The organism is Bradyrhizobium sp. 61, from assembly GCF_023073075.1.
Taxonomy (GTDB): domain Bacteria; phylum Pseudomonadota; class Alphaproteobacteria; order Rhizobiales; family Xanthobacteraceae; genus Bradyrhizobium; species Bradyrhizobium barranii.
Genome location: NZ_JADPIU010000047.1, coordinates 79048 through 104277 on the forward strand (window position 1 = coordinate 79048; position 25230 = coordinate 104277).

General features: G+C 65.0%; 25 protein-coding genes. 14 read left to right on the forward strand and 11 right to left on the reverse strand.

The genetic code is table 11. The features are described 5' to 3' along the window. The first annotated feature begins 111 nt into the window (after positions 1–111). The 3 genes from IVB46_RS13760 to IVB46_RS13770 all read left to right on the forward strand — a co-directional run bounded on the left by IVB46_RS13760 (position 112) and on the right by IVB46_RS13770 (position 4849). A complete protein-coding gene (locus IVB46_RS13760; protein WP_063983646.1) occupies positions 112–2421 on the forward strand; it encodes an NADP-dependent malic enzyme in 2310 nt (769 codons plus the stop codon). A gap of 353 nt (positions 2422–2774) precedes the next feature. Continuing rightward, positions 2775–3227, forward strand: a complete 453-nt coding sequence (locus tag IVB46_RS13765) for a DoxX family membrane protein (protein WP_063983645.1) — start codon at positions 2775–2777, stop codon at positions 3225–3227. 335 nt (positions 3228–3562) lie between these two features. Beyond that, positions 3563–4849 (forward strand): outer membrane beta-barrel protein, encoded by a 1287-nt coding sequence (locus tag IVB46_RS13770; protein WP_247342973.1) that lies wholly within the window; start codon positions 3563–3565, stop codon positions 4847–4849. A gap of 33 nt (positions 4850–4882) precedes the next feature. On the opposite strand, the gene IVB46_RS13775 is transcribed toward IVB46_RS13770, so the two are convergent. Next, positions 4883–6001 (reverse strand): helix-turn-helix domain-containing protein, encoded by a 1119-nt coding sequence (locus IVB46_RS13775; protein ID WP_247311274.1) that lies wholly within the window; start codon positions 5999–6001, stop codon positions 4883–4885. A 445-nt stretch (positions 6002–6446) separates the two neighbouring features. Here IVB46_RS13775 and IVB46_RS13780 point away from each other — a divergent pair, with 445 nt between their 5' ends. Next, positions 6447–8888 (forward strand): autotransporter domain-containing protein, encoded by a 2442-nt coding sequence (locus tag IVB46_RS13780; RefSeq protein WP_247342975.1) that lies wholly within the window; start codon positions 6447–6449, stop codon positions 8886–8888. A 62-nt stretch (positions 8889–8950) separates the two neighbouring features. On the opposite strand, the gene IVB46_RS13785 is transcribed toward IVB46_RS13780, so the two are convergent. The 4 genes from IVB46_RS13785 to IVB46_RS13800 form a co-directional block, all read right to left on the reverse strand. Further along, positions 8951–9514: a dihydrofolate reductase gene (locus IVB46_RS13785; RefSeq protein WP_247311264.1), complete on the reverse strand. Its 564-nt coding sequence runs from the start codon at positions 9512–9514 to the stop codon at positions 8951–8953. Between the two features lie 7 nt (positions 9515–9521). Continuing rightward, the gene (locus IVB46_RS13790; RefSeq protein ID WP_028147793.1) at positions 9522–10535 is read right to left on the reverse strand and encodes a polysaccharide deacetylase family protein; all 1014 of its coding nucleotides are present in this window, start codon (positions 10533–10535) and stop codon (positions 9522–9524) included. Between the two features lie 165 nt (positions 10536–10700). Next, positions 10701–11267, reverse strand: a complete 567-nt coding sequence (locus IVB46_RS13795; RefSeq protein ID WP_247311262.1) for a glutathione peroxidase — start codon at positions 11265–11267, stop codon at positions 10701–10703. A gap of 110 nt (positions 11268–11377) precedes the next feature. Then, a complete protein-coding gene (locus IVB46_RS13800; RefSeq protein WP_247311259.1) occupies positions 11378–12997 on the reverse strand; it encodes a L,D-transpeptidase in 1620 nt (539 codons plus the stop codon). A 208-nt stretch (positions 12998–13205) separates the two neighbouring features. Between IVB46_RS13800 and IVB46_RS13805 the strand changes: the two genes are divergently transcribed. Next, positions 13206–13754 carry a CreA family protein gene (locus IVB46_RS13805; RefSeq protein WP_028157500.1) on the forward strand — a complete coding sequence of 183 codons (549 nt, stop codon included), beginning with the start codon at positions 13206–13208 and terminating at the stop codon, positions 13752–13754. Between the two features lie 33 nt (positions 13755–13787). Here IVB46_RS13805 and IVB46_RS13810 read toward each other — a convergent pair whose 3' ends face one another. Next, positions 13788–13988 (reverse strand): hypothetical protein, encoded by a 201-nt coding sequence (locus IVB46_RS13810; protein WP_063986413.1) that lies wholly within the window; start codon positions 13986–13988, stop codon positions 13788–13790. A 413-nt stretch (positions 13989–14401) separates the two neighbouring features. Here IVB46_RS13810 and IVB46_RS13815 point away from each other — a divergent pair, with 413 nt between their 5' ends. Together IVB46_RS13815 and IVB46_RS13820 are read left to right on the forward strand one after the other, a co-directional pair. Next, positions 14402–14566 carry a hypothetical protein gene (locus IVB46_RS13815; protein WP_166096179.1) on the forward strand — a complete coding sequence of 55 codons (165 nt, stop codon included), beginning with the start codon at positions 14402–14404 and terminating at the stop codon, positions 14564–14566. 59 nt (positions 14567–14625) lie between these two features. Beyond that, on the forward strand, positions 14626–14991 hold the full coding sequence (locus IVB46_RS13820) for a hypothetical protein (RefSeq protein ID WP_063983641.1): 366 nt from the start codon (positions 14626–14628) through the stop codon (positions 14989–14991). Between the two features lie 3 nt (positions 14992–14994). On the opposite strand, the gene IVB46_RS13825 is transcribed toward IVB46_RS13820, so the two are convergent. Beyond that, positions 14995–15240 carry a DUF6719 family protein gene (locus IVB46_RS13825; RefSeq protein ID WP_247311256.1) on the reverse strand — a complete coding sequence of 82 codons (246 nt, stop codon included), beginning with the start codon at positions 15238–15240 and terminating at the stop codon, positions 14995–14997. 83 nt (positions 15241–15323) lie between these two features. Next, a complete protein-coding gene (locus IVB46_RS13830) occupies positions 15324–16796 on the reverse strand; it encodes a PLP-dependent aminotransferase family protein (protein ID WP_247311253.1) in 1473 nt (490 codons plus the stop codon). A gap of 75 nt (positions 16797–16871) precedes the next feature. On the opposite strand from IVB46_RS13830, the gene IVB46_RS13835 reads away from it, so the two are divergent. The 5 genes from IVB46_RS13835 to kynU all read left to right on the forward strand — a co-directional run bounded on the left by IVB46_RS13835 (position 16872) and on the right by kynU (position 22194). Further along, entirely contained in the window at positions 16872–17597 is a 726-nt protein-coding gene (locus IVB46_RS13835) for a pyridoxamine 5'-phosphate oxidase family protein (protein ID WP_247311250.1), read from the forward strand. A gap of 52 nt (positions 17598–17649) precedes the next feature. Then, on the forward strand, positions 17650–18927 hold the full coding sequence (locus IVB46_RS13840; RefSeq protein WP_247311248.1) for an ArgE/DapE family deacylase: 1278 nt from the start codon (positions 17650–17652) through the stop codon (positions 18925–18927). A gap of 373 nt (positions 18928–19300) precedes the next feature. Further along, positions 19301–20110 (forward strand): alpha/beta hydrolase, encoded by an 810-nt coding sequence (locus tag IVB46_RS13845; RefSeq protein ID WP_247311245.1) that lies wholly within the window; start codon positions 19301–19303, stop codon positions 20108–20110. 34 nt (positions 20111–20144) lie between these two features. Continuing rightward, complete coding sequence (kynA, locus tag IVB46_RS13850; RefSeq protein WP_247311242.1) at positions 20145–20984, forward strand: tryptophan 2,3-dioxygenase; 840 nt, start codon at positions 20145–20147, stop codon at positions 20982–20984. A 7-nt stretch (positions 20985–20991) separates the two neighbouring features. Next, on the forward strand, positions 20992–22194 hold the full coding sequence (gene kynU, locus IVB46_RS13855) for a kynureninase (protein ID WP_247311239.1): 1203 nt from the start codon (positions 20992–20994) through the stop codon (positions 22192–22194). A 180-nt stretch (positions 22195–22374) separates the two neighbouring features. Here the strand turns inward: kynU and IVB46_RS13860 are convergent, their stop codons facing one another. Further along, positions 22375–23163 carry a cobalamin-binding protein gene (locus IVB46_RS13860; protein ID WP_247311235.1) on the reverse strand — a complete coding sequence of 263 codons (789 nt, stop codon included), beginning with the start codon at positions 23161–23163 and terminating at the stop codon, positions 22375–22377. A gap of 119 nt (positions 23164–23282) precedes the next feature. Between IVB46_RS13860 and IVB46_RS13865 the strand changes: the two genes are divergently transcribed. Both IVB46_RS13865 and IVB46_RS13870 read left to right on the forward strand, forming a co-directional pair. After that, the gene (locus tag IVB46_RS13865; protein WP_028157491.1) at positions 23283–23684 is read left to right on the forward strand and encodes a PaaI family thioesterase; all 402 of its coding nucleotides are present in this window, start codon (positions 23283–23285) and stop codon (positions 23682–23684) included. Between the two features lie 150 nt (positions 23685–23834). Next, positions 23835–24446, forward strand: coding sequence for a GNAT family N-acetyltransferase (locus IVB46_RS13870; protein WP_247311232.1), 612 nt, complete (start codon positions 23835–23837; stop codon positions 24444–24446). Between the two features lie 79 nt (positions 24447–24525). Here IVB46_RS13870 and IVB46_RS13875 read toward each other — a convergent pair whose 3' ends face one another. Continuing rightward, positions 24526–24831 (reverse strand): hypothetical protein, encoded by a 306-nt coding sequence (locus tag IVB46_RS13875; protein ID WP_063983633.1) that lies wholly within the window; start codon positions 24829–24831, stop codon positions 24526–24528. Between the two features lie 85 nt (positions 24832–24916). Continuing rightward, complete coding sequence (locus IVB46_RS13880) at positions 24917–25216, reverse strand: putative quinol monooxygenase (RefSeq protein WP_038931808.1); 300 nt, start codon at positions 25214–25216, stop codon at positions 24917–24919. Positions 25217–25230: the final 14 nt, after the last annotated feature.

The following is a 25230-nucleotide window of genomic DNA, read 5'->3' on the forward strand; positions in this document are numbered from 1 at the left end:
CGGGGCGCCCGCCGTGCTTCATCCCGTTTCCATGACCCGGAAATACCGTCCGCTTGGGCGACGGCTCCGGATGAGGCATTTTGAAGCCGGTAACGCGAGGCGAGACACCGCATGTCGTCTTATTCTGATGATCTCCACCAGGCGGCGCTGGCCTATCACCGTCTGCCGCGCCCCGGAAAGCTCGAGATCCAGGCGAGCAAGCCGCTCGCCAACCAGCGCGACCTCGCGCTTGCCTATTCTCCGGGCGTTGCCGCCGCCTGTACCGAGATCGCCAAGAACCCGGCGGAGGCCGCTACGCTCACCACCCGCGCCAATCTGGTCGCGGTGGTCTCCAACGGCACCGCGGTGCTTGGCCTCGGCAATATCGGCCCGCTGGCCTCCAAGCCGGTGATGGAGGGCAAGGCCGTCCTGTTCAAAAAATTCGCCGGCATCGACGTGTTCGACATCGAGATCGCCGCCGACACCATCGAGCGCGTGGTCGAGACCGTGGCGGCGCTCGAGCCGACCTTCGGCGGCATCAATCTCGAGGACATCCGCGGACCGGAATGCTTCGAGATCGAGGCGCAGCTGAAGGAGCGCATGAAGATCCCGGTCTTCCATGACGATCAGCACGGCACCGCCATCATCGTCGCCGCCGCCATCACCAATGGTCTCAGGCTGAACGGCAAGAAGCTGTCCGACGTCAAGATCGTGGCGTCGGGGGCGGGAGCCGCCGCGATCGCGACGCTTAACCTCCTGGTGTCGATGGGCGCGCAGCGCAAGAACATCTGGGTCTGCGACATCGACGGCCTCGTGCATGAGGGCCGCAACACCACGATGGACCGCTGGAAGGCGGTCTACGCACAGAAGACCGATAAGCGCACGCTGGGCGACGTCATCGGCGGCGCCGACATCTTCATCGGGCTGTCGGCACCGGGCGTGCTTAAGCCGGAGATGGCCAAGGCGATGGGCGACAAGCCCCTGATCATGGCGCTCGCCAATCCGACCCCGGAGATCATGCCGGAGGAGGCGCGCAAGGTGCGCCCCGACGCCATGATCTGCACCGGCCGCTCCGACTATCCGAACCAGGTCAACAACGTCCTCTGCTTCCCCTTCATCTTCCGCGGCGCGCTCGACGTCGGCGCCAGCGCCATCAACGAGGAGATGAAGCACGCCGCGGTCGAGGCCATTGCGCAGCTCGCGCGCGAGGCGCCGTCGGATGCGGTCGCGCAGGGCTTTGACACCGGCGAAACGCAGGGCTTCGGCCCCGGCTCGCTGATCCCGAGCCCCTTTGATCCCAGGTTGATTCTGCGCATCGCGCCCGCCGTCGCCAAGGCGGCGATGGAGTCGGGCGTCGCGACGCGCCCCATCACCAACTTTGACGAATACACCGCGCTGCTCGAGCGCTTCGCCTTCCGCTCCGGCCTCGTCATGAAGCCGATGTTCGCCAAGGCCAAGACCCAGCCGGTGCGCGTGATCTACGCCGAAGGCGAGGACGAGCGCGTGCTGCGCGCCACGCAAGTGGTGCTGGAGGAGAAGCTGGCGACGCCGATCCTGGTCGGGCGTCCGTCGGTCGTCGAGGCGCGCATCAAGCGCTTCGGCCTGTCGATCAAGGCAGGCAAGGATTTCGACCTCGTCAATCCCGAGGACGATCCGCGCTACCGCTCCTATGTCCAGTCCTATGTCGAGGTCGCCGGCCGCCGCGGCGTGACGCCGGATGCGGCGCGCACGGTGGTGCGCACCAACAACACGGTGATCGCCGCGCTCGCGGTCATGCGCGGGGAGGCGGATGCCATGCTTTGCGGCGTCGAAGGCCGCTACATGCACCACCTCCGCCATGTCCGCGAGATCATCGGCTTCTCCGCGGGGATCATCGACTATGCGGCACTGGCGCTGCTGATCACCAGCAAGGGCGCCTTCTTCATCGCCGACACGCAGGTTCGGCCCAATCCGAGCGCCGAGGAGCTCGCCGAGATCGCCTCGCTGGCGGCGGTCCACGTCCAGCGCTTCAACATCAAGCCGAAGATCGCCTTCGTCTCGCACTCGGATTTCGGCAGCTACGACACCGAGTCCTCGCGCAAGATGCGCCGGGCGACCCAGTTGTTGAAGGAGAAGCATCCGGAGATCGAGGCCGACGGCGAGATGCAGGGCGACACGGCACTTTCAGCTGCTGCGCGGAAAATGGTGCTGCCGCACTCCAAGCTCGAGGGCGAGGCCAACATCATGATCATGCCGAGCCTCGACACCGCCAACGTCGCCTATCAGATGATCAAGTCGCTGGCGGATGCGCTCCCTGTCGGCCCGATCCTGATCGGCCCGGCGCGCCCCGCCCATATCCTCACGCCCTCGGTGACCGCGCGCGGCATCCTCAACATGACGGCCGTTGCGGTCGTGGAAGCGCAGGAGCGCGCTGCACGGCAGCAGCCGACGTTGTTTACGTAAGATGCCGTCTTACCCTCTCCCCCTGTGTGGGAGAGGGTGGATTGCGGCGTTAGCGGCGAGACGGGGTGAGGGGTCTCTATCCACGAGTCCCACCGCTATTGAGCTCGCGGAGAGATACCCCTCATCCGGCGCCATAGCCGAAGCTTCGCTTCGGCGTTCTTAAGAACGGCGGCCGCAGGCCGCCTATGCCACCTTCTCCCGCAAGGGGAGAAGGTGCACCGCCCGCGTCGCCAACTTTGAATTGCTCGCAGTTCGCCATTTCCCCGTTTGTAAACCGGCGCACGACTCTTCATAATCGCCCGGTACTCTCGTCAAGACGCCTTTTTCAAAAAGCCTGAGCCAAGAGGCCGATCATGCCAGCGTTCGTGACTTTCGGGCGAATCCTGTTCGCCGTGCTGTTCATCTACACGGGCGCGACCAAGTTCTTTCCCCTCCAGGCGACGGCCGATTTCATCGCCACCAAGGTGGTGGTGCCTGAGGTCATCGAGTCCTACACCAAGCAGATCGAGACGGCGACCGCCATGACCACGCCGCAACTGCTGGCGATCGCGGGCGGCGGGCTCGAGATCATTGCAGGCCTGATGATTGCGCTGAACTTCGGCGCGCGCTTTTTCGCATTGCTCATGATCATCTACATCGCGGTCTCGACCGTCCTGTTCTCCGATTTCTGGAATCAGGCCGCGCCCGACAACGCCAGGATGGTGGTCGATGCGCTGAAGAATCTCTCGATCATCGGCGCGCTGTTCATGATCATGGGCTACGGCCGCGCTACGCGCTCGGCCGAGACGGCCTACGGGGACGTGTAAAGCGAGTTGATGGCTCGTTCGTTTGCGACGAGTGCATGAACCATCATTCACAGATTATGGTTTTGAGATCACAGCGGTTCCACAAAATCGTGGCCGTTCCGGATCGACCGGTCTCTCCACTTGTCGGAATCCGTCTGAGCCCAATAGTACCGACGGTTCCGATTGCACAGGCGCAATCGGCACTGGGTGATTGGGGGCGGACTTGGTTCAATCGAAGCGCAAGACGGCGGCACGCGCTGTTGTCGTTCTTGGGGGCGGCGCATGTCGCGGCGGTTTCTATAACCACGGCCTGTGCAGCAGACTTGCCCGTGAAGGCGCGGCCGCTAGCGGCGCCCGTGGCGAACTGGACCCAGTTTTACGTCGGCGGCGGACTGGGCTTCGACTTCGCGACGGGGCGGTCGAACCTGACGCCGGTCGGTGGTGGCCCGGATTTGTTCAGCCTCGACGGCTTGCAGGGCGCCGATCTCGGACTATCGGTTTTCGCCGGATTTGACGTCCAGGTTGCGCCGCGTTTCGTGGTCGGCGGTTTCGTCGATTATGACAGGTCGCGCCAGCGCACGACGGCCAGTGCGTCGAGCCCGTTCTTCGGCCAGAGCCTGAGTGCTGCGCTGCCGTCGCTGGATCAGGGTTGGACGATCGGCGGCCGTGCTGGATTTCTGGTGACGCCCGATATCCTGCTCTACGGCCTCGCCGGCTACAGCGAGATGCGCATCAACAATTGGAACTTGAACTACGTGATCCTCGGGGGAGGGCCTTCGTTCACGGTGCAGGAATCGGGGCTGACGTCGCACGGTTACACGGTCGGCGCCGGCGCGGAATATCGCCTCGCGAGCAACGTGTCACTGCGCGGCGAATACCGCTACGTCGCGCTTGGCCGCAACACGACGGTCGATCCGCTCGGCGCGGTCTGGACCACGGACCTGTCCGAGCATGTGGTCAGGATCGGCGCGGCCTATCGCTTCGGCCAGTTCGGCGGACCTGCGACCGCTTCAGTGGCGCCCGCGCCGAATCCGACATGGACGGGCGTTTACGTCGGCGCGGGTATCGGGGGCGACGTCATCACGCCCCATGTCGCAGGCTCGTTCGCCGGTGTGCTGGATTTCAATGCGTCCGGTTTGGGCGGCGCCGACGTCGGCGGCACTTTCACGATCGGCTACGATCGCCAGGTCGCGCCGAGATGGGTCCTTGGCGCATTCGGCTTGATCGATGCCGGAACCAATGGCGGCGCCAAGGTCAACGCATCGGGCGGAGGTGTTGCGATCTCGTCGGATCTGGCGGCGGTGAAGTGGGGTTGGAGCGTCGGCGGACGCGTCGGCTACCTCGTGGCGCCGGAGACGCTCGTCTACTTGCTCGGCGGCTACAGCGGAACGACGGCGCAGTCGATCTCGTACAATTTCCTCGGATTTCCCGGCAGCGCTCCGACGCGGGAATATCACGGCGCGACCTTCGGTGGCGGCTTCGAGCGCTTCTTCACCGACAGCATCTCCGCCCGCGCCGAATATCGCGTCACGCATCTCGGGGCGCGAGACGATCTGGCGTCCGATTTCATGACCAGCCTGAGCGCGGGCGGCACGGTGCACACGCTGCGCGGTGTGCTGGCCTATCACCTTCCGACGCCGTAGCGGGGGCGACCGCGCTCTTCGGGCTCGGTGTGTTCAATCCGCCGTGCCCGGGGGCGCGATCTCGCGCATCCACCGCGAAATTGTTGTGTTGCTTGCTCCATCGGTGCCGCGCTGCACGCCAAGCAATGCGGCCTCGCGCGCCGCGCGCGGCGTGATGCCATAGGCGGCCTTGAAAGAGCGCGTGAAATGCGCGTCGGTGCCGAGCTGCCAGCGCCGCGCGACCTCGCTGATTCTCAGGCTGCGCGCATCCGAATTGGCGAGGTCGAAGAATGCGCGGTGCAGCCGGCGGCTGCGGATGTAGTCGGCGATGCCGCCGACCGGTGCGAACAGCCGGTACAGCGAGGCCCGGGACAGTCCGAAATGGGCCGCGACCGAAATGGCCGACATATCCCGCTGGGCAAGGCCGACCTCGATATGTTGGCGGATTCGTATCAAGGACGGGCTCGCCAAGGCTGAATGGTCGGCGTCATCCTCGACCCGCTCGAGCTCGTTGCGCAGGCATGCTGCGAGGAGCGAGACCGTGCCCTCGACCACTGACTGGCATTCGTCGAGCGTCATGCACGGCGCAAATTCGAGCAGGGCGGTGAGATGTCCTGCGAGAAGCCTGGCGATCACACCGCTCTCCGGCAAGACGAGGCCGTGCAGGTCTTCGATCCGCAAGAGACGAGCACCGAACATCGGGCGCGGCACGACCAGCGTGACATTCTCGAATGCCGTCGCTTTGGTCGCCAGGGTCTGGGCAAGGTCGAACAGGCAGATGTCGCCGGCGCGCACGCGGATCGGCCGGGCGCCCGCGATACCGTCGAAGCTGCCCTTCACATAGAGCTGAAGGATGATGTGATCGACGCCGCTGCGTGCAATCGTCTCCGGCGTGCGGAGGAAGCGCTGGCCGCTGGCGCGGCTCAGCCCGATCAGCACCGGTCCCATGGCAAACGATCTGATGTCGGCGCGGAACGGACCCGGTTCGTCGGCGGCGAGCTCGTCAACGTCGAACAGGGTTGCGACCGCCTCGCGCCAGGCTGCGACGTTCGCGTGTGTCTCCATCTGATCGGCCGTGAAGCCGAATGCCGGCAGCAGGGAGGAGGCCGGGGCAGCATCGCCCATCGATCCAGCGGCTTCGTTCGGACCTGTCGTGGTGCGGTCGTCGGTCATAGTGGCGTGGTCGTATCTCGATCGTCGTAGATGGCCGGGGCAAGGGCGGCACCGTCCTGCCGGGCCATTGATGGCAGGCCTCTCCGAGCGCGCGCCCCGGGGGTATAGGGAGATATCCGGGGCAGGGAAAGGCGTTCGTTTGTATACGAATCCTGCCGGTATCGGTGGGGTGCGCAGGACCCGATCAGCGTCCCCGCCGGGCTCCCAGGCCGTCCGGCTTTTGCTCTTTTGTCTCAGTCTATTGATGCGGCGTTTCCAGACGGTCCGCTCGTATTGACGCTACGTCATGGACGCTCGAATAGCGCCCCAGGGAACGGGAGACCGGGCCCACGACGGCATGATGCCGAAGGCGGGGTTAAGGACTGGAATGGTGTTGCGTGTTGATCCCGGAGCGGTCGTCGGAGGCCGGTCCGCTGACGGGTGGGTGATTGCATCGGCACGGTCGTTGACCGCCTGGCTCGCCACTTCGGCCCTGGTGACGGCCGCGCTGGTCGCGACCGCATCCCCTGCCGAAGCGATCGATGCAACCTGGCTCAGCACGCCCGGCTCGGGCACCTACGCGGCGGGATCGAACTGGAGCGGCGGCAGCGTTCCTGACGGCACCGCGTCGTTCGGAGCGTCCACCATCACGAACCTGAGTATTCTGAGTACGCAATCGGTCGGCGGATGGACCTTCAACGCCGACGCAGGAAATTACGTCATTGACGGCGAGGTGTCGTTGCGCTTTCTCGGCGCCGGCATTGTCGTCAACGGCGGCAGCGTCGTGCTCGACATCAATGTCAGCGGTGTCAGGTTTGGAAACAACAGCACGGCCGGGACTGCAACGATCAACGTCAACGATTCCACGCTGTCCTTCACCCAGAGCGCCACCGCCGGCAGCGCCACGATCCGCAGCGATAGCGAGATCAGTTTCAAGAACACCAGCACCGCCGGCAATGCCGGTATCAGCAATACGCGCAGGGTCTATTTCGACGATGCGAGCACGGCGGGCAATGCCACGATCACCAACACCGGCAGGGGAACAATCTATTTCCACGGCGCGAGCAGCGGCGGCACGGCGCGCTTCATCAACAACGCCGAAATCGACGTGTCGGACCGCTTGTTTCCCTTCATCACGATGGGGTCGATCGTAGGCTCCGGCACCATCTATCTAGGTTCGACGAACCTCGAGATCGGTGGCAACAACCTTTCGACCGTCTATTCGGGCGTACTGCGCGACGGCGGCAGTGGCGAGGGCTCGGGCGGCTCGCTGACCAAGGTCGGCACGGGCACTCTCACCCTGACAGCCACGAGCACCTATACCGGCGGTACCGTTGTTGCCGGCGGCGTGCTCGACGTGGAGGGATCCCTCAACGGGACCTCGTCCGCGACGGTGCAATCCGGCGCCGTGCTGATGGGCGCGGGCAGCATCGTGTCGCCGACGGTATCGATCGATAGCGGCGGCACCCTTGCGCCCGGTAACGGCAGCGCCGGGACGATGCTGACGATCGCGGGCAGTCTCGCCTTCGCGTCCGGTGCGTTCTACCTGGTGCAGGTGAACCCATCGGTGGCCGCTTCCACGACAGCAACGGGGACAGCAGATCTCGGCGGTGCCACCGTGAAGGCTGTGTTCGCGCCGGGAAGCTACGTCTCCAAGACCTATACGATCCTTAGTGCGGCAGGCGGCGTCTCCGGGACGTTCGCATCCACCATCGTCAACACCGGCCTGCCGTCGAACGTCCACAGCTCGCTGAGCTACGACGCCAACAACGTCTATCTGAACCTTGCGCTGGATTTCGCGATCGCTCCAAACCTCAACATCAACCAGCGCAATGTGGGCAACGGGCTGACGAACGCGTTCAACCGGAACGGGGGGATCCCGGGCGTCTACGCCGCTCTGTCGGCCGGCGGGCTGACGCAGGCCTCCGGCGAACTCGCGACGCGCGTACAGCAGACGACGTTCGAGGCGATGGGGCAGTTCGTCGGTCTGCTCGCCGCGCCCGGTCTGCCGGACTGCGTCGCGACTGATTTGCGAGGCAAGCCGCGGCCGTGCCGTGCGCCCGCACGCTGGAACGTTTGGGCGTCCGGCTTCGGCGGGGCGCAGGACAGCGATGGACATGCCGGGCTCGGATCGCACGATGCGACGAGCCGCGTGTTTGGGACCGCCGTCGGGGCCGATTACCGGCTTTCGGCAAATACGCTAGCCGGCTTTGCGCTGGCCGGCGGCGGGACCAATTTCAGCGTGAATGGTCTCGGCAGCGGACGCTCCGATCTGTTCCAGGCCGGTGCCTACCTGCGGCACGTCGACGGTCCGGCCTATTTTTCCACGGCGCTCGCCTATGGCTGGCAGGACGTCACCACCGATCGCACCGTGGCGATTGCCGGTTCAGAGCGCCTGCGCGCCAAGTTCAACGCATACGCGTGGTCCGGCCGCGCCGAGGGCGGTTATCGTTTCGCTGCGCCGTGGATGAACGTGGGCGTCACGCCCTATGTGGCTGGGCAATTCGTCACCATCGCCTTGCCGTCCTATGCGGAGTCCGTGCTGTCAGGCAACGGCGCGTTTGCGCTGACGTATGATGCGAAGAGCGTGACTGATCCTCGCGCCGAGCTTGGCATCCGCACCGACAAGGTTTTCGGCGCGAGCGACGGTGTTCTCACGCTGCGCGGACGGCTCGCATGGGGACATGATTTCAATCCCAACCGCACCATTGCGGCGACCTTCAGGGCACTGCCTGACGCGAGCTTCGTCGTGAACGGCGCCGCGCAGGCCGCGGACTCCGCGCTTGTGACGGCGGCCATCGAAAGGAAATGGCTGAACGGCTGGTCGACCCTGGCAGCGTTCGAGGGCGAGTTCTCGAACGTCACGCGGTCCTATATGGGCAAGGGTGTCGTTCGTTATGCGTGGTAAATGTGTGAGATAGTTACCGGTAATAATATACCGGTACTGTGCATGGGGTTGTTTTCGAGTTTTTAGGTGGAGCCTCTCGCCGGCCGCCACGGCGTGACGGTGACATCATGCGCCGCGTCGAGCAGATACGGCGCCCCCGGCTTCATCCCGTGTGACGCCAGCACCTCATGCGGCGTCCGCTCCGGCACGCCGACAAAGCAGCCTTCGCCACCGGGCAGCCGCACATGCGGGGCTTCCGACAGCCAGAACGTGTCGTAGCGGTCCATGAACATGTCGAACACGACGGGGCCGCCGATGATTGCGACCGTGCCGGAGGCGACATCGGCGAAAGCGCAGGCCTCCTCGAAGCTCGCATGCTCGGGATTCCACAGCGTCGCGTTCGGCATCCCCGGGTCGACGGTGAGCGCCTTGATCTTGCGGGTGAGGATCAGCCGCTTCCGCTTCGGTGAATTCGGCTGCTGCTCGTGCGAGTGTCCGCCGTGCACGACGACCGCGGCTCGATCGAGCGCTTGCTCGAAAAAGCGCTTGTCGCCTTCGAACACCAACGTTGAGGGCATGATGTGCGACGGATCGGCAAGCATGCCGTCCGCCGATATGATGACGTAACCTTCAAACCGGAAAGACAATTGCGGTCTATTCCGAGACCGTCGTCACGACGGAATTGACCGGGCGCGTGCTCACCGTCGGTAGCTTGACGTCCTTGAGCAGCTCCTGGTCGTATTCGGGCAGCGTCGAGGCCGGGAACTTGGCGCGCATCGCCACCACCTTGTAGCCGCCGGCCTTCAGGCGCTTGAGCAGCTCGGGCAGGGCCTCCGCTGTGTGCTTCTGGAAGTCGTGCATCAGGATGATGCCCTTGCCCTTGGTGTCGAGCTTCTTCATGACGGTCTCGATCACCTTCTCGGGCTTCGAGGCCTTGAAGTCGAAGGAGTCGATGTCGCAGGAGAAGATCGCGACGTTGCGGTTGCCGAGATAGGTGACCATCTCCGGCGGGTGCTGGAGCGCCGGGAAGCGGAAGAACGGTGAGGGCGAGATGCCGCCGAGCGCCCACTTCACCGCCGAGAATCCCTTCTCGATCTCTTCCTTGCGCTGCGCTTCCGTGAGCTTCTTGTTGTTGAGGTTGGCGTGCGACCAGGTGTGGGCGCCGACGGTGTGGCCGGCCGCATAGACCTGCTTCAGGATCTCCGGCTCATAGGTCGCGTGCTTGCCGATCGAGAAAAAGATGCCGGTGGTGCATTCGTCGGCGAGAGCCTTCAACACGGCCGGCGTGTTCTTCGGCCAGGGGCCGTCGTCGAAGGTCAGCACGACCTCCTTGTCGCGCAGGAAGTCGAGCTCCTTGAAATGCTCGAAGCCGAAGCCCGGACCACCCGTGGTGTCGATCTCGACCGTGCGGGCAACCCCGAGCGCGCCGGGCGTGTTGCAGGCCGCGCGGGCGGGCTGGGGCGCCTGTTTCGGCGGGGGCGGGAAGGCCGCTTGCGTCGGCGCAGCGGCTGCCGCCGCGGGAGCGGGCGCCGGTGCCGCGGCGGGGGCTGCAGCAGGTGCCGCCTGGGTGGCGGCTGCGGGCTTTGCGGCCGGGGTCTGCGACCACGCTGCGCCTGCCATCGCAACCGACATCGCGCTTGCCAAAATCAGTCCTGCCGCCACACGCATGGTGTTGTCCTCGAGATTGATCCCGTTGTTCCGCCGCAGCTTTTCGCCTCTGGCAAAACCATCCTGCCCCTTGATAGTCCTAGCCTAGATGGTGGGCCCTCGTCATTGCAACGGCTGTTTGGCACCCCGCCACAATTGTGCCCAACCGGATGCGGGCTGCGGGTGTCAGCTGTCGGCCAGCGCCTTCGCAATCGCCGTCTTGACCCGTGTGTCCGTCGGATCGACCGCAGACGGATACACCTCGGCAATGTAGCCGTCGCGCCCGATCAGGTATTTGTGGAAGTTCCAGCGCGGAACGTCGCGGGGGCGCGCCTCGGCCGCCCATTTGTAGAACGGATGCGCCTTGGCGCCGAGCACCACGGCCTTGGCCGCGATCGGGAAGGTAACGCCGTATTGGTGGTGCGCGGTCTCCGTGATCTCGCTGGTGCCGCCGGGCTCCTGGCCGCCGAAATCGTTGGAGGGCACGCCGATCACAGTGAGCCCGCGCTCGCGAAACTCGCTCCAGAGCTCTTGGAGGCCCGCGTATTGCGGAGTGTAGCCGCAGAGCGAAGCGGTGTTGACCACCAGCAGCGGCTTGCCCGTGAACGCGGCAAGGCGGATGTCGTCGCCTGATAATGCAGGGAAGGAGAAGGCATAGGCCGAGATCCGGCTCATGCCGCCATCGGCACGGCTGCGTCCAGCAGACGCGGTCGTCGCGACAAGCGCGGCGAGCATGGTCCTGCGGTTCAGCATGGCAACGTCCCCCGACGTGATCCGGGACGCACCTTACTGCGTCGGCGCGACGCGCCTGGTCAACACCGCGTTATCGGACGCGGCAAGGCGCCACTTCGCTCGAAAGCGCTCTAGTACAGGCGGACGATGAAGTCGGTGCCTTCGCCGGTCTCGCCCTGGTTGATGCCCTGGTCGGAGATGATGATCGAGCCGCCCGACGTCAGCATCTCGTTGATCTTCGCCATGGTGTCCGCAGGGATCGAGATACGGTCGAGTGCCTCGGCCGGGCTGTCCGGCATGACCACGGGCTTGGCTGTAACGGGCTTGGCGGCGACGGGGATCACGGCGGCGCCACGCTGGCGGAGTGTCACGCGGCTGTCATCTTCGCGCGCGGCGGCGCGGGCGGAGACCGGCAGCGACACCACCGACCAACGCAGCGCGTTGGTGTCGGTCTTGTCCACCTCGGCGGTGAACACGTGCGTGCCGAGCGGCCGGTCGCTCGCAGCGATCGTGACGGGAACCTCGAACAGCGGCGCAAAGTTCTGCCGCACGTAAAGCTTGGAATCCTTGCGGCTGATGAACACCGCGATCTGGCCGGCCCGTTTGGGCGTCTCCGCCTTCGCGGCAGGCGCAGGATCGGCGACGCGGGTCTCGTCCTTCTTGGCGTCGGGCGAGGCGGTGAGCGCCGGTGCGGCAGCGGGCGCATCGGGTTTCTTCGCGGGCTCGGCGGCTTCAGCCTTGGGCGCTTCTGCAGCCTTGGGCGCTTCTGCGGCCTCAACGGGCTTTGCGTCGGTGCTTGCGGGCTTGGCTGCTTCTTCCGACTGCGGCTTGACCGGGGAAGATGCCTCGGCGCTCTTTTCAGACTTGGCCTCAACCTTGTCGGCTGGTGCGGCTGCTTCCGCGCGCGCCGGTGCATTGCCGGTGGTCGCATCCGACATCACGGTATGGCCGAGCGACAAACGCAGCTCGAGCGCGCTCTCCGCGCTGGCGGTCTTCGTCTCGACGGGTTTTGCTTCGCTGACTTTGGTTGCTGCGGCGCCCTTGTCGGCCTTGTCGCCGACATTGGTCTGCGGCTCCAGGCTGACGGCAGGCTGCGGCGGCACGCGCACCGAGGCGAGCAGGGGATGCGAGAAATTTTGCGGCGACATCTGGCCGGGCGAGACGATCACGCGCGCGCCCATCCTGGTCCAGTTCCACATCTTCACCGCGAACGCCATCGGCATGCGGATGCAACCGTGCGAGGCCGGATAGCCCGGCAGCACGCCGGCATGCATGGCGATGCCGGACCAGGTGATCCGCTGCATGTACGGCATCGGCGCGCCGCTATAGATGTTGGACTGGTGGAATTTGTGCTTCTGGATCACGCTGAACACGCCCATCGGCGTCGAGTGGCCCTTCATGCCTGTCGACACCGGGGATTCTGCGAACACGCCGTTGGTGTCGAAGACCGTCACCTTCTGCCGATCGATCGACACGACGATCACGAGCGGACCTTGCGGCTTGGTGCCGGCTTCCTTCTCGGCGACGACCGCCTTCTTGCCAGCCGTACTGCGCTTCTGGGGCTTCTGCCGGGGAATGTCGGGATAGCGCTCCTGCCGGGCGGCGTAGGACCCGTCGGAGTAGTCGTTCCAGTAGTAGAACGCCGCGTCCGCCTGGCTGGTCCAGCCAATCGCACCGGCCGCCGTCAAAATGGCGACCTGCCACAGCCGGACCGGCCTGGCAGAAAAACTGGCCCCGTTCACGCTATTCATTCCTCGAATCCACAATCCAACTCAGAAATTAGTCTCGCAGAGGGGATACGCGTTCACTAGCACGGCAGTTCTGCCGTCAGCGAATTTTGTCCATGACGTAGCAAAAAAGCCTCACGGAGCGGTAAACGGCGGCCGCGACGGCTGCCGGTCGTCTTCCTGACCGGCTGTCGCATGCCTACATTGCGGGGACTTGTTACCGGAGAACTTCATGTCATCTCGTTTCCCCGGTCTTTCCGGCATCCGCTTGAAAGGCCTCGCTTTATTCCTCCTGTTGCTGGCTGTCCCAGCGAGCTCTGCAATCGCCGCCGACGAGCCGGATCTGATCTTCCGCCGCTCGACGGTGTTCAAATGGATGAGCCCGAATGACAAGCTCGCGACCTACGGCCTCGACGACCCCGAGGTCGAGGGCGTGGCCTGTCATTTCACGGTGCCGGAGAAGGGCGGCTTCAAGGGCTGGCTCGGCCTTGCCGAGGAGGTCTCGGATATCTCGCTGGCCTGCCGCCAGGTCGGTCCGATCAAGTTCAAGAACAAGATGGAGCAGGGCGACGACATGTTCCGCCAGCGCCGCTCGCTGTTCTTCAAGAAGATGCAAATCGTGCGCGGCTGTGACGCCAAACGCAATGTGCTGGTCTACATGGTCTATTCGGACCGGCTGATCGAGGGCTCGCCGAAGAACTCGACCTCGACGGTGCCGGTCATGCCGTGGGGACCGGCTGACGCAAACGTCCAGAAGTGCGGCGAGTTCTTCACTCAGTGACGCGCTTGCGTTCACCCAGTGACGCGCTCGCGTTCACTCAGTGACAAGAGTGCGGCTGGCGCGCGGCTTTGCGAGATGCGAGCCGGTCAGCCGCACGAATGCTTGTGGCGCGGCCTCGTGGCCGCGGCCCGACTGCAGCGACATTGCCCCGATTGAAGCGACCCGGCTGGGTTGGTCGGCGCGGTCCGTCCGCAGGTCCGCGTCGCGCGGCGTTGCGCGATCTTGCGCCGTCATGATGGCATCCCTCAACTGAATGCGCCCGGTGGTTCCGGGCTTCTCGGTTTCGATGGCTTGGGTCGCAGTCGAATCGCGCCCGGTTCGACGGAACCCAGCCCCCGTTCGGGCTTCTCTTCAGCAGAAAAACGTAAAATGCATGTGAAGTGCGGAAGGCGCGCGTGTGACGGCGCGCAGTGTGGGCCTGCTTCCAAGCGCGAACAGAGCCTGCAAGACCACTTTCAGGCGCCGCGCGACCCCTCTGAAAAGACTGGGATTTTCCGCTGAATGTTTCGTCGCCTGGCGCATGACGAAACAATTCTCACAAAGACGAAACCATTTTCCGCTTTTGGCGCATCACGCGCGAAACGACGCATGGTTATCAGCTTCACAACGACGACGCACCGCCGGCCAAGGAATTGGGACACGAGATCATGCGCACGCTCAGCTTCATCCTTGCCTTCGCTTTCGTGCTCGCCGGCTCTTCGTTCGCGGGGGCGCCGGACGGCAATCTCCCGGGTGTCGGCACCTTCCAGTACAGCGGCTCGCCGGTCACCACCACGGCGCCGCAGCCGATCGTGGTCGCTGCGCGTTTCTGATCGACAGCCAAGAAAATCAAAAGAAAAATCACAAGAAAAACCAGCCGATAAAGGCCATCATGATTGTCCGATTCTGCGCCGCAGCGTTCGTTTCGCTTCTGACGATCAGCGCTGCCCACGCGCAGGTTCGCGCTCCTTCGAGGCTACCGGATCCCCGCAGCGAGTTCATGCGTCAGTGTGCGCCGCGGATGCTCGGGCGCTGGGAGCATCCCGAGGAGGTCTGCGGCTGCCTGCATGATCACGCCGTTGCTGCCGTCGAGGACCGCGATCTGCGCGAGGCGCTGTTGCGCGGCATCAGCGAGACCGGCGTGCCAACGATCGAGACTGATTGGGTGCCCGCGTCCAAGCAGGGCGAGATCGGCTCGACCTTCACCAAGATCGCCAAACCGACCTTGCAGTGCATGTTCGACCCGGCGAAGTCGTAACCATCACTTCGATTTCGGACCGTAGCGCGGCACGCAGGCGATGGTCCGCGCCACGCCCTTGTCGGTCATTCTCGCACCGCGCACTTCCTTGACCTGCCCGGCGGGGCAGGTTCCGTCATCCACTTGCACGCGCTGGCCGAGCTTGAGATCCGTGATGTCCTGTTCACGTCCGACGGTGACGGCATGCGCCGCCGTCGCGAGGGCGAGGGAGATCAGCAGCGAGAGGCAGGTCGCGCGGCGCAGCAGCATGATGTGAGGTCCCGGCATCGATGCCGCAATGTAGGGAGCGGCAGGCGATTCTCATAGCGAACGTTTCTCATAGTGAACGTTCGTCACGCCCGCCGGGCCGATTTGCTCCTCGCGCGCAAGGCGCCGCGCGACTCCCGCGCGAGCCGTTCGGCGGAGGCCACGAGTTGCGGAACCGCGTGGCCGGAAAATCCCAGCACGAACCCGGGCAGGGGACGCGCGCGCGAATAGGTGTCGGCCAGCAGCCAGCCTTCTGCGCCCGCGGCCTGCTTCGCCTGCGCCGCGACCGTAAGCTCGACCGACGGATCGAACCGGGCGACGAGGTGCAGCCCTTGCGACGGTACAGGCACCGACAGCGCGCCGTCGGATGCTGCTTCCAGGGTCTCAGCCAGCGCGTCGCGCGCCTCGCGATAGAGCTTTCGTACCCGCTTCAGGTTGGCGGCGAACGCGCCGGAATTGAGCATGTCGGCCACCGCGCCCTCCATCAGCGTGCCGGGAAAGCGGTCGAGCGCGGCGCGCGCGGCCGTGACGTCCGCGATCAGGCGCTCGGGCAGCGCGCAATAGCCGATGCGCAGGCCCGGAAACAGCGTCTTGGCGAACGTGCCCATGTAGATCACGCGCTGGAGATGATCGATGCCAGCAAGCGACATCAACGGCGCGCCGTCATAGCGGAACTCGCTGTCGTAATCGTCCTCCAGCACGAAGGCGCCGGCCTGCCTCGCCCAATCCAGCAGCTCCAGCCGTCGCGGCATCGACATCTGCACGCCCAGCGGAAACTGGTGCGACGGCGTCACATAGGCCGCGCGTGCGGACGATGCGGCGGTGCGGCCCTTGGCGACACGTATCCCGTGCTCGTCGACGGGAACGGGTACGGCGCGATAACCGCAATGCGAAATGGTTTTTCGCGCGGCGGGGTAGCCCGGGTCCTCGCACCAGACCTGGTCGTTGGGCTTCAGGATCGCGCTCAGCACGATGCGTAGCGCATGCAGCGTGCCCGAGGTCAGCATGATCTGATCCGGATCGCAGCGCAGGCCACGCGCCGACAGCAGATGATCGGCGATCGCGGCGCGCAGCTCGCGGCTGCCGCGCGGATCGCCATAGTGCAGATGCTCAGGTCCGAACGCGCGCATGCGCCGCCCGAGGAAGGCACGGAAGCGCTGCACCGCGCGCTCGTCGATATGAGTGCAGCCGAGCGAGAACGCGCCCTGCCGCGGTGCTTCGACCACGGCCTTCGGCTTCTTCGAATCGGCCGCAGGCGCCGGAATGCGCGCGGCGACGAAGGTGCCGGAGCCAACGGTCGCGTCGGCAAAGCCGTCGGCGATCAGCCGTTCATAGGCAGTGACGACGGCGTTGCGGCGGAAGCCGGTCTGCTTGGCCAGTGTCCGCGACGGCGGCAGCGGCTCACCGGGTTTGACCAGGCCGCCGACGATCATCTCGCACAGCGCCTGGTACAGCCGGTGCGCCGATGACGCGCCCGCGGTGATGTGCGGGCCGGTCAGGTCGAGGGGCAACTCCGCCTTGGCCGGCGAGGGGACTAAATTGGTCGGAATTTTTCGCATGGAATTGGCACTATCGCAGACCAAATCCGCGGCTACAACTCTCCTGGAATTGTTCCAAGCCCGACAGGAGCGGCCGTGAGCCAGACCGAAAGCCAGAATTCCTATCCGACGTCAGCGCGCAACCAGGTGAAGCGCCGTCACGACCGCGGGTTCTACGACCACGACACGGTTCACCGCATCCTGGATTCCTCGATGCTCTGCCACGTCTCCTATGTCATCGACGGCCAGCCCTATAGCACGCCGACTTTCTTCTGGCGCGAGGGAACGAAGCTGTACTGGCACGGCTCGAGCGCGAGCCGCATGCTGCGCAACCAGACCAGGGGCGAGCGCGTCTGCCTCACCGTTGCCCATCTCGACAGCCTCGTGCTTGCGCGTTGCGGCTTCAACCATTCCGCCGACTACCGCGCCGTGATGGCGTTCGGCACTGCCTATCTGGTCACCGATCCCGAGGAAAAGGAGCGGGCAGTGATCGCGATGGTCGATCGCTTCTTCCCGGACCGCACCGCGACCCTGCGTCAGAGCAACACGCAGGAGATCAAGGCGACCTCCTTCATCGCGATGGAGATCGAGGAAGCTTCGGCCAAAGTCCGCGCCAAGGGTGTGGCTGACGACGACGAGGACTACGAATTGCCGATCTATGCCGAGCGCATCCCCGTGCGCACCGTCTTGGGCGCGCCGGAGCCGTGCCCGCGCCTGCTGGATGGTGTAACCCGGCCTGCGACGCTGAATGGCTATTCGGAAGGCCGGCTGCTCGAAGATGCATTGCGGGATGCTTATTTTGTGGAGTACCCGAACGGCTGAAATCGGCTAGCTTGCGCGCACCATTGACCAACTGGATGCTTGGAGTTGCCTGATGAATGCCGAAACGCAGCAGAGGATTCTTGACGCCGTCGATGTCGGCTTCGAAGCCCAGCTTGCGACCACAAGCGATTTCGTTGCGATCCCTTCGACCCGCGGGGCCGAGGGGCCGTGCCAGGACATGATCGGCGACCTCCTGCGCGAACGCGGCTACGAGGTCGACGACTGGCACATCGATGTCGATGACCTCAAGGATCTGCGTGGTTTCGGTCCGATCGAGCACGATTTCTCCAAGGCGCGCACGGTGGTTGGCACCTACCGTCCGCAAACGAATGGCGGCAAATCGCTGATCCTCCAGGGGCACTGCGACGTTGTGCCCGCGGGGCCGCTGGAACTGTGGGACACGCCGCCATTCTCGCCCGTCATCAAGGACGGCAAGATGTTCGGCCGCGGCGCCTGCGACATGAAGTCGGGCACGATCGGCGCGCTCTACGCGCTGGACGCGATCAAGGCGGCGGGTTTCAAGCCGACGGCGCGGATCCACTTCCAGTCCGTGATCGAGGAGGAGAGCACCGGCGTCGGCGCGCTCTCGACATTGCAGCGCGGCTATCGTGCCGACGCCTGCTTCATCCCGGAGCCGACCGGCGGCAAGATGGTGCGCTCGCAGGTCGGCGTGATCTGGTTTCGCCTGCGCGTGAAGGGCCATCCGACCCACGTTGCCTTCGCCGGCTCCGGCGCCAACGCAATCATGGCGGCCTATCATTTGATCCAGGCGCTGCAAAAACTCGAGATCGAGTGGAACGAGCGCGCGAAAGCTGATCGGCACTTCAAGACGCTGAACCATCCCATCAACTTCAACCCCGGCATCATCAAGGGCGGCGACTGGGCCTCCAGCGTGCCGGCGTGGTGCGACGTCGATTGCCGTATCGCGGTCCTGCCGGGCTGGTCGATCGCCGATCACCAGAAGGAGATCATGGCCTGCGTTGCGGCTGCCGCGCGCAACCACCGCTTCCTTGCCAACAATCCGCCGGAGGTCGAATGGTCGGGCTTCCTGTCGGAGGGATATGAACTGACCGACGCCGCGGCGCCCGAGGCCGCGTTCGGCAAGGCCTTCAACACCGTCTATGGCGGCGAAATCCAAGACCTCGTCTTCACCGCGCTGACCGACACCCGCTTCTACGGTCTCAATCACGGTATCCCGAGCCTCTGCTTCGGCGCGAGCGGCGGCGAGATGCACGGCTTCAACGAATTCGTCGACCTGGAGTCGCTGAAGAGGTCGACCAAGGCGATGGCCCTGTTCATCGCGGATTGGTGCGGGGTGGAGAAGGCGTAGGTCTCTCCGCCGTCATTGCGAGGAGCCCTTGCGACGAAGCAATCCAGACCGTCGCTGCGGAAGCAGACTGGATTGCTTCGCTGCGCTCGCAATGACGGGCGGACGGTCCTGTAGGGTGGGCAAAGGCGCTCTTGCGCCGTGCCCACCATCTCTCTTCTACCCCGAACGAAGTGGTGGGCACGCTTCCGCCTTCGCTCTTCGAGCTACGGCGGACAAGTCGCTTGGCCCACCCTACGGCATCTCGGCCAGGACGGCCGCTGCCCGAAACACGGACGCGTCCAAATGCTTTAAGCTTAAAAGAAAGACTAGGACGCCGTCCTGACTGGTGGCAGACTGGCGCCCAGTTCGACTGGCCGAATACTTGGGTGTCTCGATGCGCGATTGGGATGATGCTTATGCCAATTCGGCCCATATTCCGGGCTCGGACAAGATGCCGGCCCAATGGGCGGAGCGGGCGGCGGCTTATCGCACCGGCCTGAAAGACTTCCGCGCGGACGTCTCCTACGGCCCGGGCGAGCGCCAGCGTCTCGACCTGATCCTGCCAGACGGCGACAGCAAGGGCCTCGTCGTCTTCGTGCACGGCGGCTACTGGATGCGCTTCGACAAGTCGACCTGGACCGATCTGGCCGAAGGCGCGCGGCATCACGGCTGGACGGTGGCGCTGCCGAGCTACACGCTGACGCCGGCCGCACGCATCTCCGACATCACCGCAGAGATCACCGCCGCGGTCGCCAAGGCGGCTTCGCTCGTCTCCGGCCCGATCCGGCTCGCCGGCCATTCCGCGGGCGGCCATCTCGTCACGCGCATGCTGTGCAACGACAGCCGGCTCGAGCCTGCCGTCTACAACCGCATCGCCGGCACGCTCTCGATCAGCGGGCTGCATGATCTGCGACCGCTGCTGAAGACGAAGATGAACGAGACGCTGCGCATGACCATGGAGGAGGCGACGCTTGAAAGCGCGGCGCTGCACCTGCCGCGGGGACATTCGCCGGTCACGGCCTGGGTCGGTGGCGGCGAACGGCCCGAATTCATGCGTCAGTCCGATCTGATCGCCAATGTCTGGACCGGCTTCGACGTGCCGACGCGCCTCGTCGTCGATCCCGGGCTCAACCATTTTACGGTGATCGACGGACTGAAGGATCCGTCGTCCCCGATCACCGCGCGCCTGATCGGCCTCGACTGACGCGGCGAGGATCGATCGATCGAAAGGGCCTGCCATGACGTCCAGCGATTACGATCCCACGAGCGAAGGTGCCGAGACCGATTTCGCCCGGCGTATGTCCTACGGCGACTATCTGGCGCTGGATGCGATCCTCGGCGCGCAGCATCCGCTCTCGGAAGCCCATGACGAGATGCTGTTCATCATCCAGCATCAGACCACGGAGCTGTGGATGCGGCTTGCCATCCACGAGCTCAGCGCCGCGCGCCGCGCCATCGCCAGGGACGAAGTGCAGCCCGCGATGAAGATGCTGGCGCGGATGTCGCGCATCTTCGAGCAGCTCAACGGCGCCTGGGACGTACTGCGCACCATGACTCCAAGTGAGTATACGCGTTTCCGCTCGCAGCTTGGCCAGTCCTCGGGCTTCCAGTCGCGTCAGTACCGGCTGATCGAATTTCTGGTCGGCAACCGCAACCACGCCATGCTCAAGCCGCACGCGCACGATGTGGAAACGACCAAACTGCTCGAAGGCGAGCTTGCCACGCCGAGCCTGTACGACGAGGTGCTGCGGCTCGCCGACCGCAGCGGGCTCAAGATGCCCGCGTCCGTGCTGGCGCGCGACGTTCGCGAGACCCACAGCTTCAACGAGGGCGTGCTCCAGGCCTGGCGGATCGTCTACGAAGCGCCGGAGACGCATTGGATGCTCTACGAGCTTGCCGAGAAGCTGGTCGACTTCGAGGACTACTTCCGGCGCTGGCGCTTCAACCACGTCACGACGGTCGAGCGCGTCATCGGCTTCAAGCGCGGCACCGGCGCCACCGGTGGCGTCAGCTATCTCAAGCGCATGCTGGAGGTCGAGCTGTTCCCCGAGCTCTGGCGCGTCCGTACGATTCTGTAGAGATCCCATGACCAAGCTCCGCGTCTATGACGACACCAGGGCCTTGTTCCATTTGCCTGAGGGCGTGATCTATCTCGACGGCAATTCGCTCGGCGCGCTGCCGCTGGGCGTCGCCGAGCGCGTCGGCAACGTCATCACGGCCGAGTGGGGCAACGAGCTGATCCGCGCCTGGAATAGTGCGGGCTGGTATACCCAGCCGCGCCATGTCGGCGATCGCATCGCGCGATTGGTCGGTGCGGAAGCCGGCTCCGTGATGGTCGGAGACACGCTGTCGCTCAAGGTCTACCAGGCACTCGCCGCCGCGCTCGACATGAACGCATCGCGCAAGGTGGTCCTGTCGGATACCGGCAATTTTCCCACTGATCTCTACATGGCCGAGGGCCTGATCGCGACGCTCGGCCGCGGCCATCAATTGCGCCTGGTGGCGCCGGAGGAGATCGAGGCCGCGTTGTCGGAGGAGATCGCGGTCCTCTACCTCACCGAGGTCGACTATCGCACCGGACGGCGCCATGACATGGCGACGCTGACCGCGAAGGCGCATGCGCTCGGCATCGTCACGGTCTGGGACCTCGCGCATTCGGCCGGCGCGCTGCCGGTCGATCTCGCTGGCTGCGGCGCCGATTTCGCCGCCGGCTGCACCTACAAATACATCAACGCCGGCCCCGGCGCGCCGGCCTTCCTCTACGTCGCGCCGCGCCACGCCGACGGCGTGCGCGCCGCGCTGTCGGGGTGGATGGGCCACGCCAAGCCGTTTGCGTTCGAGCTTGGCTACGCGGCGGCTGGCGGCGTCGAGCGCATGCGCGTCGGCACTCCGCCGGTGCTCGCAATGGCGGCGCTGGAGGCCTCGCTCGACATCTGGGACAGGGTCGACATTCGTGAGGTTCGTGCGCGCTCGCTGGCACTCGGCGATCTCCTGATCGCCGAGGTCGAACGCCGCTGCCCGGAGCTCAAGCTCGTCACCCCGCGCGCGCACGAGCGCCGCGGCTCACAAGTGTCCTTCGCCTTCGACGGCGGCTACGCTGCCATGCAGGCCCTGATCGCCCGTGGCCTCATCGGCGATTTCCGCGCGCCTGACATCATGAGGTTCGGGATTACACCGCTCTACATTGGGGAGAGCGAGATCATGCGAGCAGCCGAGATCATCGAGGAGGTGATTGCAGGCGAGATCTGGCGTCGGCCGGAATATCAGGTCGTCAACGCGGTGACCTGAAGAAGGTCTCGTGCCCCGGACGCGGCGCAGCGCCCCCGGCAATGCGAAGCATCGTCCGGTGCGGTGCGCTGCAGAGCCGGGGCCCACGCTGCACTGAACTCCGTATCGAGATGGGTCCCGGCTCTGCGCGGCAACGCTGACACGTTGCAGCGTGTCCGGGACACGAAAACTGCGATCAAGCTATTTGAGTCTACCCCACAACGCCGTCACGATCGCATCCAGCCCATCCGTCAGCGCCGCCGGCCCCGGCTGCAAGATGATCGGCGACTTGATCTCGACGATGCGATCATCCCGCACGGCGGGGATCTCGTTCCAGCAATCGCGCGCGCGGATGCGGGCAGGGACGACCTTCTTGCCGCACCAGGAGGCGAGGATCACTTCGGGCGCTGCCTCGCGGACCGCCTCCGCCGAGACGATGCGATCCTTTGCCGCCTGCCGATGTCGCAGCTCCGGAAACACATCCTCACCGCCGGCGATCTCGATCAACTCGGACACCCAGCCGATGCCGGAGATCAACGGATCGTCCCATTCCTCGAAATAGACCTTTGGCCGCGCCGAGGGGCGAGGTGTTGCCGCTATCTCTGTGAGGCGCCGTTCAAGCCCGTGAGCGAGTACCTCGGCGGGCTCAGCCGCGCCGACCAGCGCGCCGAGTGTGCGGATCATCGCCAGGATTCCGGCGATGTCGCGCTGATTGAAAACATGGACGTCCACGCCCGCGCGCACGAGATCGGCGACGATGCCGGCCTGGAGGTCGGAGAAGGCCAGCACCAGCTCCGGTTCCAGCGCCAGGATCTTCGGAATGTCCGCGGAGACGAAGGCCGACACCCGCGGCTTCTCCCGCCGTACCTGGGGCGGGCGGATGGCGTAGCCGGAGACGCCGACGATGCGGTCCTGCTCGCCGAGCAGGTACAGCGTTTCGACCGTCTCTTCGGTCAGGCAGACGATGCGGCGGGGCGGGAAGTGGCGCATGGGAAGAGCATATGCGCAAATGCCGTCGCCGATGTCAGCAGGGCCATTACCTCGGACGTCATTGCTTTGCCGCCCGAAGCAATTCACGCTGAAACAACAATGAATTGGGAGGAGATCCGATGACGCCGCTCGAGAAGCTTAAAGCGATGAAGATGCCGTTTGCCGAGCTCAAGGGCGTCGAATTCGTCGAGGCCGAGAAGGACCGCGTGGTGGCACGGATGACGGTCAGGCCCGACCTCTGCACGCTCCACCACACCATCCACGGCGGCGCGGTGATGGCGCTCGCCGATTCCGTCGGTGCCGCCGCGACCGTGATCAATCTCCCGGAGGATGCCAAGGGCACCACGACGCTCGAGAGCAAGACCAACTTCATCGGCGGGGCGAAGGAGGGAACCACGGTTATCGCCACGGCTACACCGGTCCATCGGGGACGGCGGACCCAGGTCTGGAGCACCCGGCTGGAGACCGAGGACGGCAAGCTGGTTGCCGTGGTGACCCAGACCCAGCTGGTCCTCGTATGACTACGGGGGCTTGATTTTGTTAACGAATTGGTCGCCTTCGATGCCTGAAACTTGGGCAGGTCCCCGTCTTGAAAAATATGCTGCGACGCACAATATTGGGGACCTAGGGATTCGAACGCCTCCTCGAGGGACACCAAGAGGAGTTTTGACGTGGTATTTGAAGACACGACCCGCACGACGCCCGTTCCGGGCTATGTGCGGACCTTGAGCCAGCAGGAAGAATTGCCGCTTCTGCGCGATCACCTCCTGCGGCTTGATTCCGCAAGCCGGCACGACCGTTTCAACGGCTTTCTCGACGACAGCTTCATCGAGCGTTACGCCGCCCGCTGCGCCGAGGACGGCACCGTGATTGTCGCCTACATCGTCGACGGCGTGGTCCGCGGCGCGGCCGAGCTGCATCCGCCGGAGGATGATTCGCTGCCCGAGGTCGCTTTCAGCGTGGAAGCCTCGGCACGGCGCCAGAATGTCGGCACCATCTTGTTCAGCCGGCTGATCGCGGAGGCGCGCTGGAAAGGCTACAAGCGCCTGCGCATCACGACTGGCGCCGAGAATCACGCCATGCGGGCGCTCGCCAGGAAGTTCGGGGCGAATCTGCAATTCCGTCATGGCGAATCGACCGGCACGATCGATCTCGCCAAGACGCCCGAGGCCGAGCTCGCTGAACTCGCGGCCTCGCCCTTCACGGCCGGCCGCGCTCTTCTCAGCTTCAACTCGACCTGCTGGAAGATCATCTCCAGCATGTACGGCAATCGCGCCGCCTAAATCCGAACGCGGACTGGAATCAAAAAAGCGGACCGGCAAAACCGGTCCGCTTTCGTATTGGGGATAGGGAACTGAGCGCTCAGGTACCGGTGCGCTTGTCGTTGCCGAAGCGGCGGACGACACGGCGTTCGACCACCACCGAGCGCTGCGCACCCTGTTCGCCTGCGATCACGCGTGTGGCGGTGATGCGGCCGTTGGTGCGGGCCTGCTTCTTCACCTCGGCCTGCACGATTTCGATCGGCATCCCCATCAGCGCTGCCGCGATCTCGGCCTGCTGCTCATGATCGTCGGTGATGCCGACGGCGGCGAAGATCGCCTCGTCCAGGGTCGGCGGATCGTGGCGCACGCGCCGCGTGCCATATTTGGTGTTCCAGTCTGCGCTCATAACGGCCTCGGTTTGATGCCGGGATACCTAGTGCCGGAGATGTTGCATTGCAATATGAATTTGGTGTGGCATCACAGCTATGCGCTCACAGCTTTTCGAGCCTGTCGGCCTCATAGAGGTCGAGCGTGGTTGGCCCCGTGGCCAGCGAGCGCAAGGTGCGCACGAACTCGCCGGATGCAGGTACCGCAAAGTGGGCGGCGAGCGCGGCGCGGTCGGCCCATTGCTCGAAGAACACCAGCCTGAGCGGATTCTCGCAGTCGACATGCACTCCATGGGAGATGCAGCCGGGTTCCTGTCGCGACCGATGAACATGCTCGAGGCTCAGGCGGCGAGCCTCGTCGAACGTCTCGGTGCGGACCGTTACGCTGCCAGTCACAACGATCATGCGATGTCTCCCGA